The organism is Dactylosporangium sp. CA-139114 (assembly GCF_050955725.1).
In the GTDB taxonomy this organism is placed as follows: Bacteria; Actinomycetota; Actinomycetes; order Mycobacteriales; family Micromonosporaceae; genus Dactylosporangium.
Genome location: NZ_CP192080.1, coordinates 1,465,809 through 1,480,267 on the forward strand (window position 1 = coordinate 1,465,809; position 14,459 = coordinate 1,480,267).

Consider the following 14,459-nt stretch of genomic DNA (forward strand, 5'->3'; position numbering starts at 1 on the left):
GGGGAAGGGCCGGGCGCTGCGACGGAGGCGGCGGTTTCCTGTGCTCGCGCAGTGACGGCTCGTGCGTTCGGCGTCGAGGAGCTTCAGCGTGCGCCTCCACCGTGCGCTCGGCGAGCCGCAGCCGCGTCGCGACCGCCGCCGTTCGAGCGGCCCTCCGTCACCAGGCGTCGGGTGCAGGTTTTGGTCCGGATGCGGCGTTCTGCTAGCAGGTTGGCCAGGACGCGTTCACCGATGACACCGACTAGGTCGATGACGGTGTCGGCGATGACGCCGGCGGCTGGCACGATCTGGTCGTCGGCGGCGTGCAGGGCGGTGGTGAAGCTGGCTCGGGTTGGGACTAGCCCCGCCGTTCGGCGGCCAGCCGGGCCAGCTCGGTGCGGTTGGCCACGCCCAGCTTGGCGTACACGTGGGCCAGGTGGGTCTTGACCGTGCCGCGGCCGATGTACAGCCGGGCGGCGATGTCCGGGTTGCTCAGGCCCTGCGCGGCCAGGTCCACCACGGACCGCTCGGTCGGGGTGAGGCTGTCCCAGCCGGAGGCGGGCCGGCCGCGCGGGCCGCGGGCACGTTGCGCCAGGGCCACGGCGTCGCTCAGCTCCATCGTCCGGCCCTTCTCCACCGCCTCGATCGGGTACGGCTCGGCGAGCGGCGCGGGTTCGCCGTGGTACCCGGCCACCTCGCGCGCCTGTTCGGCCGCGCCGGCCAGCACGCCGGCCAGGTTCCGGTCGGCCAGCAGCGCGGCGATCGCCTCCAGGCTGTCCACGCAGTCCAGCGTGAGCTCGTGCGCCGACCGTACGCGCAATGCCTCGTGCTGCAGGTCCAGCGCCGCGTCCCCGTGCTCGGCGAGGGCGGCCGCCTGCTCGGCGAGCGCCGTCGCGCGGATCGACGGCAGCGGGGACGTCAGCAGCGCAGCCAGCACCTCCTTGGCGGCGGCGGTGTCGCCGGCACGGCGCAGTGCCCGGGCGCGGACGAGCTGGCCGGCGGGGGTCGGCGGCGCTCCCCATGCCTGTTCCCGGTCCAGCCAGTCCTGCGCCTGCGCCACCTGATCGACGGCCAGGGCGACCAGCGCATGGGCCCGGCCCCAACCGGGCACGTACACGGCGTCGGCTCCGGTGGTGAACGGATCGAGCGGGGCCAGCGTTGCCGCGGCGGCGGAGTACAACCCCTGCTTGGTCTGGATTTCCGCCAGCGTGGCCCGGGCGAGGCCGATGCGGTGGACCTCGCGCAGCGGCGCCGCCGTCGTCACGGCCTGCCTCGCGAGGCCGGCCGCCCGTTCGAGGTGACCGAGCTGGGCGGCGGCCAGGGCCAGCCAGGTCAGCGCCGAGGAGGCCACGCCCCGGTCGCCGAGGGCGTGCAGCGCGGCCGCGGCCGGGGCGAGCAGGTCGGTCGCGGCGCGGTGTTCGTCTCGGAGCAGGTGCAACAGGCCCAGCAGAGCGGCCGATGCCCCGGCGACGAACACGTCACCCGCGGCGGCGGCCTCGGTCCGGGCCCGCAGCGCCTGCTCCCGCGCCTGGTCCGGGTCGAGGGCCAGCAGCCCGACCGCGGCGATCGACCTGGCCAGCCGGCTCGCGGCCGCCGCGCCGGTCTCCTCGGCCAGTTCCAGCGCGGCGCGCACGGACGGATACGGCGGGCCGCCGGGCTCCGACGTGAGCTCCACCATGGTCAGGCCGACCAGGCACTCCGCCTGCAACGAGGTGCGCTCGTCCCGGCCCAGCTCGACCGCCTGGCGCATGAGCCGCAGCCCCTCCCGGCCGTACTGCTCGTCGTGCCACAGCCAGGCCAGGCCGGCCGCGAGCCGGCGGCCGTCGGTCGGATCGTCCCGCGCCAGTCCCCACTCGATCGCGGCGCGCAGGTTCGGGTAGTCGGCGGCGATCCGGGTCCGCCACGCCTCACGGTCGGTATTCAGCACGGGAGCGAGCTCGGTGAGCGTGGCCAGCTGCAGGTTCAGGTGCGCGTCGCGGGCGGCCGAGGTCTCCCCGGCCTCGGCGAGCCGGGCCAGGCCGTAGTCACGGACCGTCGCGAGCATCCGGTACCGCGCGGTGGGCCCGGTCGTGTCCGCCATGACGAGCGACGCTCCGATCAGGCCGCGCAGGGCACGCAGCGCCGCCGGCTCATCCAGGTCGCCGGCCGCCGCGACGCGCAGCGCGCCGGCGTCGAAGCCGGGCTCGAAGACACAAAGGCGGCGGAACAGTACCCGCTCGGGCACGCCGAGCAGGTCATGGCTCCACCGCATCGACTCGGCCAGGGTGCGCTGCCGGAAGGGTGCGGTGCGGCTGCCGCCCTCCAGCATGGCGTACGGGTCGGTGAGCGAACCGGCGATCTGGGCCGGGGTCAGCGTCGCGGTCCAGGCCGCGGCCAGCTCCAGCGCCAGCGGCAGCCGGTCGAGCCGGTCGCAGATGCGCCGGGCGGCGCCCCGCTGATCCTGCTCCACGGGATGCTCCGCGCGCGCCAGGAACAGCGCGAGCGCGTCGGGCAGGGACAGCGGGGGTACCGGCCAGGTCCGCTCGCCGGGCACCCCCAGCGGGATCCTGCTGGTGGCCAGCACGCGCACGCCCGGGCAGGCGCCGAGCAGCGCGGCAACGGCCGCCGCCACGCCGTTGAGCACGTGCTCGCAGTTGTCCAGCGCGATCAGCAAGCGGCGGTCGCGCAACTCCCGCACGTCGGTCACTTCCAGCGTGGCCGCGATGTGGTCGGCCACGTCGTCCGGGTGGGACAGTTCCTCCAGCCCGATCCAGCAGGCGTCCTGCGGATCTTCCACGCGGAACCCGGCGGCCAGCCGCAGCGCGAGCCGGGTCTTGCCGCACCCGCCAGGCCCGACCAGGGTCAGCAGCCGCCCGGGCACCGCCAGACGGTCGAGCGCGGCCAGCTCCTCCGCCCGTCCCACGAAGGCGGCCAGCTCGGGCGGAGCGTGCCGGATAGATCTCACCCGAGCGAGTATCCCGCATATCTCCCAGGTGGCAGATGTTCCGGGCCGCGCCATCCAACAGGCTTGTCCCCATGAACACACGCCGAGTTGTTGCCAACATCTCCCTCTCGCTCGACGGCCGGATCAACGGCCCCGCCGGCGACTACGACATGGGGTGGATCGTCCCGCACGCGATGACCGACGCGGCCCGCGAGCACATGATCGCGGTCACCGGCAAGGCCACCACGGCCCTGCTGGGCCGCAAGAACTACGAGGGCTTCGCCGGATTCTGGCCGGGCGTGGCCGCCAACGAGGACGCCGATCCGCGGGACCGGGCGTTCTCCGCCTGGCTCAACGACGTGGAGAAGGTGGTCTTCTCCACCACGCTGCCCGGCACCACGCCGAGCTGGAGCGGTACGCGGGTCGTGGCGAGCGACCCGGCCGCCGAGGTCCGCCGGCTGCGCGCCCAGGAGGGCAGCGACATCGTGATCCTGGCCAGCTCGAGCATCATCCGCGCGCTCCTGACCGCGGACGAGGTGGACCGGCTGAGCATCACGCTGTGCCCGGCCGTGGCCGGCGGCGGCGCCCGGCTGTTCGAGGACGGCCTGCCGGCGAGTGGGTGGACGCTCGCCGATCTCGCCAGTACCGACTCCGGAGCGGTTTGCCTGCTGTACGACCGGGCGCGCTGACCGCCCTTTGCCCCGGGCCACGAGCCAACCGTGGCCCGGGGAGGCCGCCTGGGAGGCCTCACAGCGTCGACTCGCTCACGCGGCCGTCGCGCGCTGACCGCTCCGAGTCCGATCGGGGTGCAAGAAAGCGGCGGAGCGTAATCGATCGGAGTCGTATCCGTAATGTGCACTCAAGGTAATCGTAGTCAATGCGGAATCGTCACGGAAAGTTTGGTCGTCGTCACGCGGCGGGGATATTCAAGCTGATCTGTCTACTGGGGTATCGCCCGGTCGGTTGATTGCGGGTCCTGTTCTGCATCGATTCGGCATCCTTTCCGGAAATTTCCCTCGGGGAGGGTGCAGGCTCGCAAGGCGTCCGAATCGGTACGGCCGGCCTGGTGCACGAGCGGGGGGAACGGATGGAGCAGAGCGCGCTGCGCAACGTCGCGCCGCCTCGGCATCGTCATCGGTTCTTCGCGTACGTCGCGGTCGTCGTCGCGGTCGCGGCGCTGCTGCTCGTGGGCAGCTTCGTGCACGAGCTGCGGGACGGGATTCGGCTCGACGCCGCGTTCTGGGTGTTCGCCGGGCTCGCGGTCATCGCCGACACGCCGCCGTTCGTGCAGGGCTTGCGCGACGAGAACATCCAGACGTTCCCGTCGGTGTGCTTCACGTTCGCCGTACTGATCGCCTACGGCTGCGCCCCCGCCGTCGCCGTCCAGCTCGTCGCCGTCGTGGTCGCCGCGGTCTGGCTCAAGCATGCGCTCTGGCGGGCCGCGTTCAACGCCGCGCAGTACATGCTGTCGTTCCTGGCCGCCGGGATGCTGCTGCCCCCCGGGCCGCGCGGCGACGCCCACGCGCTGCTGGACACCGGCGGGATCGCGTGGGTGCTCGCCGCGGCCGTGACCTGGTTCATCGTGAACAACCTGCTCGTCTCCACGGCGCTGTGGCTGCGCTTCGGGGGCCGCTGGTGGGCCGTGTTCTCGCGGGCGGTCCGCAACGACGCGCTGCCGAACGGGGCGCTGCTGCTGTCCGCCCCGGGGCTGGTCGCGGCGGCGCACGTCGACGCACTGCTGGTACCGCTGGCGCTGTTGTCGCTCTTCGCCGTCCGGCGCATGACGAAGCTGGCGGCCCAGCGGGCGCGGGCCGGGCGCCTCGACCCGCTGACCGGACTGGCGAACCGCAAGGCGCTGGAGCGCGAGGTGGCGGCCCGGCTGCAGGAGCACGCCGAGCGGGCCGAGGGCGGGGCGGCCGAGCGGCGCCTCGCGCTGCTGCTGCTCGACCTCGACGCGTTCAAGCAGGTCAACGACGCGCTCGGGCACCGGGTCGGGGATCGGCTGCTGGTCGAGGTCGGCGAGCGGCTCACCGCGGCCGCGCGCGCGTCCGGGGCCGACAACCTGGTCGGGCGGCTCGGCGGCGACGAGTTCGCGGTCGTGGTGCCGCATCTGCGCGACGTCGCCGGCGCGCGCCGGTGCGCCGCGGAGATCATGTCCGCGCTCGGCGAGCCGGTGCTGCTCGACGGGCTGCCGATCGACGTGGGCGCGTCGGTCGGCGTGGCCGTGTATCCGGAGCACGGCGCCGACTTCGCCGAGCTCATGCGGCACGCCGACGTCGCGATGTACGACGCCAAGGGCCGCGGCGACAACCTCGCGGTCTACGCGCCCGAGTCCGACCACAACACCCCGGAGCGGCTCAGCCTGCTCGCGGACCTGCGCAAGGCGCTCGAGTCGGGGCCGCAGGGCGGCATCGAGCTGTACTACCAGCCGCAGGTCGAGCTCGCCACCGGCACGGTCGTCGGCGTCGAGGCCCTGCTGCGCTGGCGCCACCCGCAGCGCGGCCCGATCGACCCCGAGGAGCTGATCCGCGTCGCCGAGCACAGCCCGGTGATGCGGCTGCTGACGCTGCGGGTCATCGACGAGGCGATCGGGCGGCTCGCGGCCTGGCGCGACACCGCGCCCGCGGCCGAGGGCGTGCGCGTCGCGGTGAACGTCAGCGTGCGCGACCTGCACACCGGCGAGATCGCGGACCGGATCGCGGCGCGGCTGGCCCAGATGTCGGTCGACCCGTCGCGGCTGGAGCTGGAGATCACCGAGAGCGCGCTGATGGCCGACCCTCGCCGGGTGCTGACCACGCTCGCGCGGCTCAAGAAGCTCGGGGTGGCGATCGCGCTGGACGACTTCGGCACCGGGTACTCCTCGATGCTCCACCTGCGCCGTCTGCCCCTGGCCGAGGTCAAGATCGATCGCTCGTTCGTGCTCGGCGTGGCCACCGACCCCGACGACGCCGCGATCGTGCGCTCCATGATCGATCTGGCCCGGGCGCTCGGCCTGCGCGTCGTCGCGGAGGGCGTCGAGGACGAGCGCACCTGGCGGATGCTGGTGGAGGCCGGCTGCGACGTCGCGCAGGGCTGGTACTTCGCCCGTCCGATGCCGCCGGATCGCCTGCTCGACTGGCTGTCCAAGACTGCCGCACGCCCCGTCATCACCACGAAATAGACTCGTCGGGTTGACGCGCGCATGTCACGCTGCGTCCCGAGCCGACGATCTGAAGGAGAAGCGCGCCGATGGCCACGATTTCCCGCGAGGAGGTGGCGCATCTCGCGCGCCTCGCGCGGCTTGCCGTCACCGATGAAGAACTCGAGACCTTCGCCGGGCAGCTCGACGTGATCCTGCAGGCCGTCGCCCAGGTCGGCGAGGTCGCCGCCGCCGACGTGCCGCCGACCTCGCACTCGGTGCCGCTCACGAACGTGTACCGCGATGACGTCGTCGTCCCCGGCCTGGCGCGCGAGGACGCGCTGGCCGGCGCGCCCGACGCCGAGGAGAACCGCTTCCGCGTCCCGCGGATCCTGGACGAGGAGGCCTGAGCCGTGAGTGACCTGACCAAGCTGTCCGCGGCCGAGCTGGGCCGTCGCCTGGACGCGAAGGAGGTCTCGGCCGTCGAGGTCGCGACCGCGCACCTGGAGCGCATCGAGGCCGTCGAGGACAAGGTCCACGCGTTCCTCTACGTCGACCGCGAGGGCGCGCTCGAGGCCGCCCGCGCCACCGACGAGCGCCGCGCCCAGGGCGCCGCGCTGGGCCCGCTCGACGGCGTGCCGATCGGCGTCAAGGACGTCATCACCACGCGCGGCGTGCCCACGACCGCGGGCTCGAAGATCCTCGAGGGCTGGCGCCCGCCGTACGACGCGACGATCATGACGCGCCTGCGCGAAGCCGGGCTCGTGATGGTCGGCAAGACCAACATGGACGAGTTCGCGATGGGCTCCTCGACGGAGTACTCCGCCTACGGCCCGACGTACAACCCCTGGGACACCACGCGGATCCCGGGCGGCTCCGGCGGAGGCTCGGCGGCGGCGGTGGCCGCGTACGAGGCGCCGCTGGCCATCGGCACCGACACGGGCGGCTCGATCCGCCAGCCGGCCGCCGTCACCGGCACCGTGGGCGCGAAGCCGACCTACGGAGGCACGTCGCGGTACGGACTGATCGCCTTCTCCTCGTCCCTCGACACGCCGGGCCCCTGCGCGCGGACCGTCGAGGACGCGGCGCTGCTGCACGCCGTCATCGGTGGCCACGACCCCCGCGACTCGACCTCGATCCCGCGGCCGGTGCCGGACGTCGTCGCGGCGGCGCGCCTCGGCGCGACGGGCGACCTGAGCGGCGTGCGCCTGGGCCTGGTGAAGGAGTTCGCGGGCGAGGGCGCCGAGCCCGGGGTCGCCGCGGCGTACCGCGAGTCGGTCGACGCCCTGGTGAAGCTGGGCGCGGAGATCGTCGAGGTGTCGTGCCCGAGCTTCAAGTTCGCGCTGCCGGCCTACTACCTGATCGCGCCGAGCGAGTGCTCGTCCAACCTCGCGCGCTTCGACGGCGTGCGCTACGGCCTGCGCACCGGCGACGACGGCAAGCACTCGCTGGAAGAGGTCATGTCGCTCACGCGCGACGCGGGCTTCGGCCCGGAGGTCAAGCGGCGCATCATCCTCGGCACCTACGCGCTGTCGGCCGGGTACTACGACGCGTACTACGGCCAGGCCCAGAAGGTGCGGACGCTGATCACGCGCGACTTCACCGCCGCGTTCGAGGCCGCCGACGTGCTCGTCGCGCCGACCACGCCGTTCGTGGCGTTCCCGCTGGGCTCGCGCACCTCGGACCCGTACCAGATGTACCTGGCGGACCTCTACACGATCCCGTCGAACCTCTACGGCGGGCCGGCCATCTCGGTTCCGGCCGGCACGAGCGAGGGGCTGCCCGTCGGGCTGCAGATCATGGCTCCGACGATGGCCGACGACCGGATGTACCGAGTGGCGGCCGCGCTGGAGTCAGCGCTGCCGCCACTCGTCCCGCCGGCGTTGTGACCGCGGCCGGATCAGCCCCGGCTGCCCTGGCGCCAGGAGAACGGGCCGGGGAGGTCCACGCGGTTCTTCTTGCTACGGGAGTTCCACGACCAGGGGCCCAGCTTGAAACTCCACGAGGAGAATCCATCCTGCGTGAAGTGGAAAATGAACGGGCCGATCTTCTTGCTCTTCCGAAACTGCACCGGCATGACGTCGCTCCTTCCAGGTGTGCGAGGGATACCCAATGTCGTGCGTTGATACACCAAGGCTGAAAGCAGGCACTTCATGAGCACCGTGACGCACTTGTCGTACGAGGAGGCGGTGGCCGCGTTCGAGCCGGTCATCGGCCTGGAGACGCACGTCGAACTCGGCACCAACACCAAGATGTTCTGCGGGTGCCCGACCGGGTTCGGTGCCGAGCCCAACACCCAGGTCTGCCCGGTGTGCCTCGGGCTGCCCGGCGCCCTGCCGGTCGCCAACCGCGCCGCGATCGAGGCCACGATCCGCATCGGGCTCGCGCTGAACTGCTCGATCGCGCCGTGGGGCCGCTTCGCGCGCAAGAACTACTTCTACCCCGACATGCCGAAGAACTTCCAGATCAGCCAGTACGACGAGCCGCTGTGCGTCGAGGGCTACCTCGACGTCGAGGTCGACGGCGAGATGGTGCGCATCGGCATCGAGCGCGTGCACCTCGAGGAGGACACGGGCAAGACGCTGCACGTCGGCGGCGCGACCGGGCGCATCCACGGCGCGACGGAGTCCCTCGTGGACTACAACCGCGCCGGCATCCCGCTGGTCGAGATCGTGACCAAGCCGGTCCCGGGCACGGGCGCCCGGGCGCCGGAGATCGCCAAGGCGTACGTCGCCGAGCTGCGCGACGTCATCCGCACCCTGGGCGTGTCCGACGTGCGCATGGAGCAGGGCTCGATGCGCTGCGACGTGAACACCTCGCTCAACCGCCCGGGCGCGCCGTGGGGCACCCGCACGGAGACGAAGAACGTCAACTCCCTGCGCAGCGTCGAGCGCGCCGTGCGCTCCGAGATCATCCGCCAGGCGGGCGTGCTCACCGACGGCGGCACGATCATCCAGGAGACGCGGCACTTCCACGAGGACACCGGCGACACGACCTCGGGCCGCAGCAAGGAGACGGCGACGGACTACCGGTACTTCCCGGAGCCCGACCTCGTCCCGCTCGCCCCGCCGGCCGAGTGGATCGAGGAGTTGCGGGCGGCCCTGCCCGAGCTCCCGCGCGTGCGCCGCGAGCGCCTGCAGTCCGAGTGGGGCTTCAGCGACCTCGACATGCAGTCGGTGATCAACGCCGGCGCCGTCGAGCTCATCGCCGCGACGGTGGAGGCGGGCGCGTCGGCCGCGTCCGCGCGCAAGTGGTGGCTCGGCGAGCTGGCCCGCCGCGCCAACGAGACCGAGACCGAGCTCGACGCCCTGGGCGTGACCCCCGCCGCGGTCGCCGAGCTGCAGTCCCTGGTCGACAGCGGCAAGATCAACGACAAGCTCGCGCGCGTCGTCCTCGAGGGCGTCATCGCCGGCGAGGGCACGCCGTCCGAGGTCGTGACCGCGCGCGGCCTGGAGGTCGTCTCGGACGAGGGCGCCCTGACGAAGGCCGTCGACGAGGCGATCGCCGCCAACCCGGACATCGCCACGAAGGTCCGCGAGGGCAAGGTGGCGGCCGCGGGCGCCCTGGTCGGCGCGGTTATGAAGGCAACGGGCGGCAAGGCGGACGCCAAGACCGTGCGCGAGCTGATCATCGCCCGGCTGTCCTGACGTTTCGTTCCGTTTTTGCTCGGGTCCGCGTCACTTGCGGACCGTTGCTCCCGCCAGACAAATGGGCGGTCCCGGAGGGCCTTCGGCCGGAAGGGACCGCCCAGCCAGGCCCGCGGTGCCAAGGACGAAAACCCGCCGTACCTCCTGCCGCGACTCCCAGCCGCCCCGAAGCTCCCCGCGCGCCCGGCTCCGGCGCTCGCACCTCGGCATCTCGCAGAGCCGCTCTCGCCTTCGGCTCTCGCGCTTCGCCCTCTCGCAGCGCCGCGCCCGGCTCCGGCTCTCGCAGCGCAGGACGTTTCGCGTCCAAACGAGCCCTACGGCGTAGGACTCAGCGACGGAGCCGGCGACGAGGACGACGACGACACGGACGGCGCCGGTGTCGGAGCGCCCTTGGTGTCCGGCTGCACGATGTGCCGCTGCAGCGCCACCTCGGTCAACCCGGTGCCCCCGACCTGGATGTCGTCGTAGGCGGAGAGGTGGCGGTCCTTGTCGAAGTACAGGATGGACAGCGCGAGCGGCAAGGGCTTCGAGCTCTCCAGCCCGCGCAGCCCCGCCCCGCCCGTCGAGCCCTCCACCATGAGCAGGGTGCGCTCCTGCAGGGCCCGCAGGGCCGCGGGCGCCGAGGCCGGGGCCGAGGGCGACGTCGCGGGAACCGGCACCGCCGCCGGCGCGGCGGCGCCCTGGTTCGGGTTGAGGCGCGTGATCGAGCGCTCGTGCTTGTGCCCGGCCAGCACCAGCGGGCAGAGCCCGGCGAGCTCCTGGGCCGCCACCGGGTCGTGGACCATCGCGACGTCGACCGGCCTGGCGCTGGAGCGGATCTTCTCCGCCAGGATGTCGCCCGAGGTCACGACCTGCTGGTGCTGCTCGTCGTTCGACTCGTTCGTCGACTTGTCCGGCGTGAACCGCGGATCGCCGATGCCGGCGAAGGTGAGCCCCTTCACGGAGACGATCGTGTCGTCGAGCACCGTGGCGTTGGGCTGCCGCGCGACCGCGGCGGCGGTGACGGCCGAGTCGTGATTGCCGCGGATGTAGAGGTACGGGACCTTCAGATCGCCGATGACGTTGACGTAGGACGCCTCGGGCTCGCTGCCCCAGTCGTTGATGTCGCCCGTGTCGACGATGATGTCGATGTCGAACTGATCCGCGACCGAGCGCACGACGCCCCACGCCGCCGGGTTGAGGTGCATGTCGGAGATGTGCAGGACCTTGGTGGTGCTCTTGTCCGGCTCGTACACGGGCAGCGCCGAGATCGTGCCGTAGAGCTTGCTGACGTTGAGCACCAGCTTCTGCAGCTGCGAGCGGTACTCCTCGTACCGGTCGGTGATCCGCTTCGCGTCGCCGATGATGGCGGGGGCGTTGACGAGCAGGCCGCGGTACGTCGGCTCCTGGATCGCCGCGGGGTTGAACGTGAGCAGCGTCGCGGCCCCGGTCGAGGCGAGCACCCCGATCACCACGAGGCCCCCGACCGCCGTCTCGCGCCGCGCCCGGAACACCAGCGCGACCAGGATCATCGCGCCGAGCAGGCCGCAGCCCGCCGTCTGCAGCGCCAGCCGCCGCACGCCGAGGCTGAGCTGGTCGACCGCGTCGTGGCTGATCTGCTCGAGGTTGCCGGTCTTCGCCGCGAACGCGCGGGTGCGCGCCTCGTCCAGCGACTCCAGCCGGATGCGCAGGTGCACGGGGCCGTCGTGGCTGTTCAGCTCCAGCGAGCCCAGCGGCGGGATCTCCACCGAGGTGTCGCCGTGCCACGACGGGACAAGCGAGAGCTGCGCGCGGAAGGGCCCGATGTCCTGCGTCGTGGTCCCGCCGAGCTCGACGCCGATGATCATTCCGACGACCGCGACGGCGCCCACGAGCAGCCCGCGGCCGATCCGCCGCAGGCGCGGGTGCCTCGGCGCCCGGGGGCGGCCGCTCCCGGGCCCGGACGGGTGCCGCCGGCGACCGGCGGCCATGATGGTCGCGCGGCGACGGGCGCGTTGGGCGGCCAGCGCGGTGCGACGGCGGAACGGCGAGATCAACTCTTGCCGGCCTCACCGACGTCGCTGATCACCAGGCGCAGGAGCATGTCGTCATCCGCCTTCGGCGCGCCCCGGCCGTCCTTGTTGGACGTGGAGACCCACAGGCTGCCGTCGGGCGCGACCGCGGCCGCGCGGAGGCGACCGTACTTGTCCTGCAGCAGCGGCACCGGCGCACCCAGGAGCGTGCCGGCCTCGGTGACCTGCATGACGTACATCCGCTGCCCCTTCAGACACGAGGTCACCAGGTAGCCGCTCAGGTAGGCCAGCCCCGCGCACGAGGCGTCGGCGGTCTTCCAGGTCATGATCGGGTTGGTGAACTTCGGGTCGGTGCCGCGGCCCTCGACCGCCGGCCACCCGTAGTTCTTGCCCGCCTCGATCACGTTGAGCTCGTCGGCATCGCTGGCCCCGAACTCCATCGCGTACATGCGCTGGTTCTTGTCCCACGCGAACCCTTGCACGTTGCGATGTCCGTAGCTGTACACGGCGGTGCCGAACGGGTTACCGGGCGCCGGCTTCCCGTCCGGCTGGATGCGCAGGATCTTGCCGCCGAGGCTGTTGAGGTCCTGGGCGGACTCGGGCTTGTTCCCGTCGCCGGTGGCCACGTAGAGGAATCCGTCCGGCCCGAAGCGCAGCTGGCCGCCGTTGTGGATGCCCGCCTTGGGGATCCCGGTCAGGATCGGCACCGGCGCCTGCCCGAGGGTCAGCTTGGCGACGCGGTTGTCGTCCTGGGCGGTGTAGTACACGAATACCGTTTTGTCCGTGTCGTACTGCGGCGAAACCGCGATCCCGAGCAGTCCGCCCTCGCCCCCCGGCACCGCGGCGTCGATCTTCTGCAGCTCCGCCACGAGCATGCCGTCGGACGTGGTCTCCTTACCGACCTTGAGCAGTCGCTTGCTGTCACGCTCGGTGACCAGGCCGGAGCCGTCCGGCAGGAACGCGATGCCCCACGGCACCGCCAGCCCCTTGGCCAGCACGGTGATCGAGACCTCGGCCCCGCCCTCGTCGCTGCCGCCTGAGCTCGACGGCGACGGGTACGGCGAAAGCTTCGGCGGCGATCCCAGCTCGTCCGGCGGCGGTGGCCCGAACGAGCACCCCGCGAGGGCAAGGACCGCCGCGGCCGCGCAGAGCACGGCGAGGCTCCGACCAGCGGGCCGGCGGGCAGAACGGTGCGTCCGGGCGTTCACCCGGCCAAGCGTAGCGTTGCCGCGCGGGAGCCACCTTTTCCACCGTCGTTCCCCACCCCGCGCGTCTCGCGCATATCACCGCACGCGTCGTTTTGCCCCTGCCGCGGGGGCCTGCATCATCGAGCGCATGCTGAAGATCTGGGTCGCCCACGAGTACGGCTCGCAGCTCCTTCGCGCCGCGGCCGCGCCGCGGGAGGCGGTCGTCGAGGTCATGCCGGCGCCGGGAGAGCTGCCGTCGGACCCGGACGACGTGGCCTTCTGGGTGCCCCCGTTCCTGGTCAAGCCCGAGGTCACCGCGATCACCCAGCAGATGCCGAAGCTGCGGGTCATCCAGCTGCTCAGCGCGGGCGCGGACGCGTGGACGGGCCGTGTCCCGGCGGGTGTGACCCTCTGCGACGCCCGGGGCGTGCACGACTCCTCGACGGCCGAGTGGGTCGTCGGGGCCGTCCTCGCGTGCGTGCGCGAGTTCCCGTCGTTCGCGCGGGCGCAGGAGCGAGGGGAGTGGGCGTACCGCCGCACGGACGAGCTGGCCGGCAAGCGCGTGCTCATCGTCGGCTCCGGCTCGATCGGCCGCGCGACCGAGGCGCGCCTGGCCCCGTTCGACGTCGAGGTGACCCGCGTCGCGCGGCGCCCGCGCGAGGGCGTGCACGGCGTCGAGGAGCTGCCCCGGCTGCTGCCCGACGCCGATGTGGTCGTGCTGCTGGTGCCGCTCACGCCCGAGACCCGCGGCCTCGTCTCCAGCGAGTTCCTGTCCCACCTGCGCGACGGCGCCCTGCTCGTCAACGCCGCCCGCGGCCCGGTGGTCGACACCGAGGCCGTGACGGCGACCGCGCGCACCGGCCGGATCGCCTACGCCACGGACGTCACCGACCCCGAGCCGCTACCGCCCGACCACGAACTGTGGCGCCTTCCTAACGTCTTCATCACGCCTCACGTCGCCGGCTCGGTGCCGGGCCTGTGGCGCCGCGGCTACACCCTCGCCGCCTCCCAGCTGCGCCGCTTCCTCGCGGCGGAGCCCCTGGCCAACGTGGTCACCGACGGCTACTGAGCGCGCTAGCCGGCAGGTTGCGCGGCGCGCTCGGGGTCGTCCGCCGCGTCCGCGTCGTCCTCGCCGGCGGGGGCCGCGGGGCGGTCGGTCTCGAGGGGCTGTCCGCTGGCCTTGATCAGGCGCGGCACGTCCGCGGCGCGCACGGCGTCCAGCGGCACCAGGTGGCCGTTGGCCAGCCGCGCCTGCACCCGCGCGCCGTCGACGACGAGACCGTCCACGGCGTTCCACGGGACCGTGCGGCGGCCGAACAGGGCGCGCACCGTGAACCCGCGCTCGTCGACGTCGGTTCCCGCGCGCCAGGCCCAGATGGCGACGGCGAGCGGAACCAGCAGCACCAGCAGGAACCAGACGCTCTCGGCGAGCAGCGGAATGGCGCCGATCACAGTGATGCCCGCCGCCACGGCGAGGGCTGCGCTGCGCCGGAACTTGACCTTGACCTGGTTGCTCACGAAGCCATCCTCCCACCTTTCGAGGAACTGCCCCCGGGCGCCCGGGCGGGCATACTGAGCGCCGTGGGGGATGAGAACGGCCGCCCTTCGCCGCCA

General features: G+C 72.8%; 11 protein-coding genes. 6 read left to right on the forward strand and 5 right to left on the reverse strand.

Going from position 1 to position 14,459, the window contains the following annotated elements; all coding sequences use genetic code 11:
• Positions 1-337 precede the first annotated feature (337 nt).
• Positions 338-2,923, reverse strand: a complete 2,586-nt coding sequence (locus ACQP2P_RS06570; protein WP_433614035.1) for a LuxR C-terminal-related transcriptional regulator — start codon at positions 2,921-2,923, stop codon at positions 338-340.
• Positions 2,924-2,994: 71 nt separating this feature from the next.
• Here ACQP2P_RS06570 and ACQP2P_RS06575 point away from each other — a divergent pair, with 71 nt between their 5' ends.
• The 4 genes from ACQP2P_RS06575 (at position 2,995) to gatA (ending at position 7,909) form a co-directional block, all read left to right on the forward strand.
• The gene (locus ACQP2P_RS06575) at positions 2,995-3,591 is read left to right on the forward strand and encodes a dihydrofolate reductase family protein (RefSeq protein WP_433614036.1); all 597 of its coding nucleotides are present in this window, start codon (positions 2,995-2,997) and stop codon (positions 3,589-3,591) included.
• 398 nt (positions 3,592-3,989) lie between these two features.
• Entirely contained in the window at positions 3,990-6,062 is a 2,073-nt protein-coding gene (locus ACQP2P_RS06580) for a putative bifunctional diguanylate cyclase/phosphodiesterase (RefSeq protein ID WP_433619012.1), read from the forward strand.
• A gap of 68 nt (positions 6,063-6,130) precedes the next feature.
• Positions 6,131-6,430, forward strand: coding sequence for an Asp-tRNA(Asn)/Glu-tRNA(Gln) amidotransferase subunit GatC (gatC, locus tag ACQP2P_RS06585; protein WP_433084154.1), 300 nt, complete (start codon positions 6,131-6,133; stop codon positions 6,428-6,430).
• A gap of 3 nt (positions 6,431-6,433) precedes the next feature.
• Positions 6,434-7,909, forward strand: coding sequence for an Asp-tRNA(Asn)/Glu-tRNA(Gln) amidotransferase subunit GatA (gatA, locus tag ACQP2P_RS06590; RefSeq protein WP_433614037.1), 1,476 nt, complete (start codon positions 6,434-6,436; stop codon positions 7,907-7,909).
• Between the two features lie 11 nt (positions 7,910-7,920).
• Here the strand turns inward: gatA and ACQP2P_RS06595 are convergent, their stop codons facing one another.
• On the reverse strand, positions 7,921-8,097 hold the full coding sequence (locus ACQP2P_RS06595) for a DUF4236 domain-containing protein (protein WP_350624267.1): 177 nt from the start codon (positions 8,095-8,097) through the stop codon (positions 7,921-7,923).
• Positions 8,098-8,173: 76 nt separating this feature from the next.
• Here ACQP2P_RS06595 and gatB point away from each other — a divergent pair, with 76 nt between their 5' ends.
• Positions 8,174-9,667 carry an Asp-tRNA(Asn)/Glu-tRNA(Gln) amidotransferase subunit GatB gene (gene gatB / locus ACQP2P_RS06600; protein WP_433614038.1) on the forward strand — a complete coding sequence of 498 codons (1,494 nt, stop codon included), beginning with the start codon at positions 8,174-8,176 and terminating at the stop codon, positions 9,665-9,667.
• Positions 9,668-9,981: 314 nt separating this feature from the next.
• Here gatB and ACQP2P_RS06605 read toward each other — a convergent pair whose 3' ends face one another.
• A complete protein-coding gene (locus tag ACQP2P_RS06605; protein ID WP_433614039.1) occupies positions 9,982-11,493 on the reverse strand; it encodes a metallophosphoesterase family protein in 1,512 nt (503 codons plus the stop codon).
• A gap of 185 nt (positions 11,494-11,678) precedes the next feature.
• Positions 11,679-12,866 (reverse strand): PQQ-dependent sugar dehydrogenase, encoded by a 1,188-nt coding sequence (locus tag ACQP2P_RS06610; protein WP_433614040.1) that lies wholly within the window; start codon positions 12,864-12,866, stop codon positions 11,679-11,681.
• 130 nt (positions 12,867-12,996) lie between these two features.
• Between ACQP2P_RS06610 and ACQP2P_RS06615 the strand changes: the two genes are divergently transcribed.
• Positions 12,997-13,914, forward strand: a complete 918-nt coding sequence (locus tag ACQP2P_RS06615) for a 2-hydroxyacid dehydrogenase (RefSeq protein WP_433619014.1) — start codon at positions 12,997-12,999, stop codon at positions 13,912-13,914.
• A 5-nt stretch (positions 13,915-13,919) separates the two neighbouring features.
• Here ACQP2P_RS06615 and ACQP2P_RS06620 read toward each other — a convergent pair whose 3' ends face one another.
• The gene (locus ACQP2P_RS06620) at positions 13,920-14,363 is read right to left on the reverse strand and encodes a PH domain-containing protein (protein ID WP_433614041.1); all 444 of its coding nucleotides are present in this window, start codon (positions 14,361-14,363) and stop codon (positions 13,920-13,922) included.
• Between the last annotated feature and the right edge of the window lie 96 nt (positions 14,364-14,459).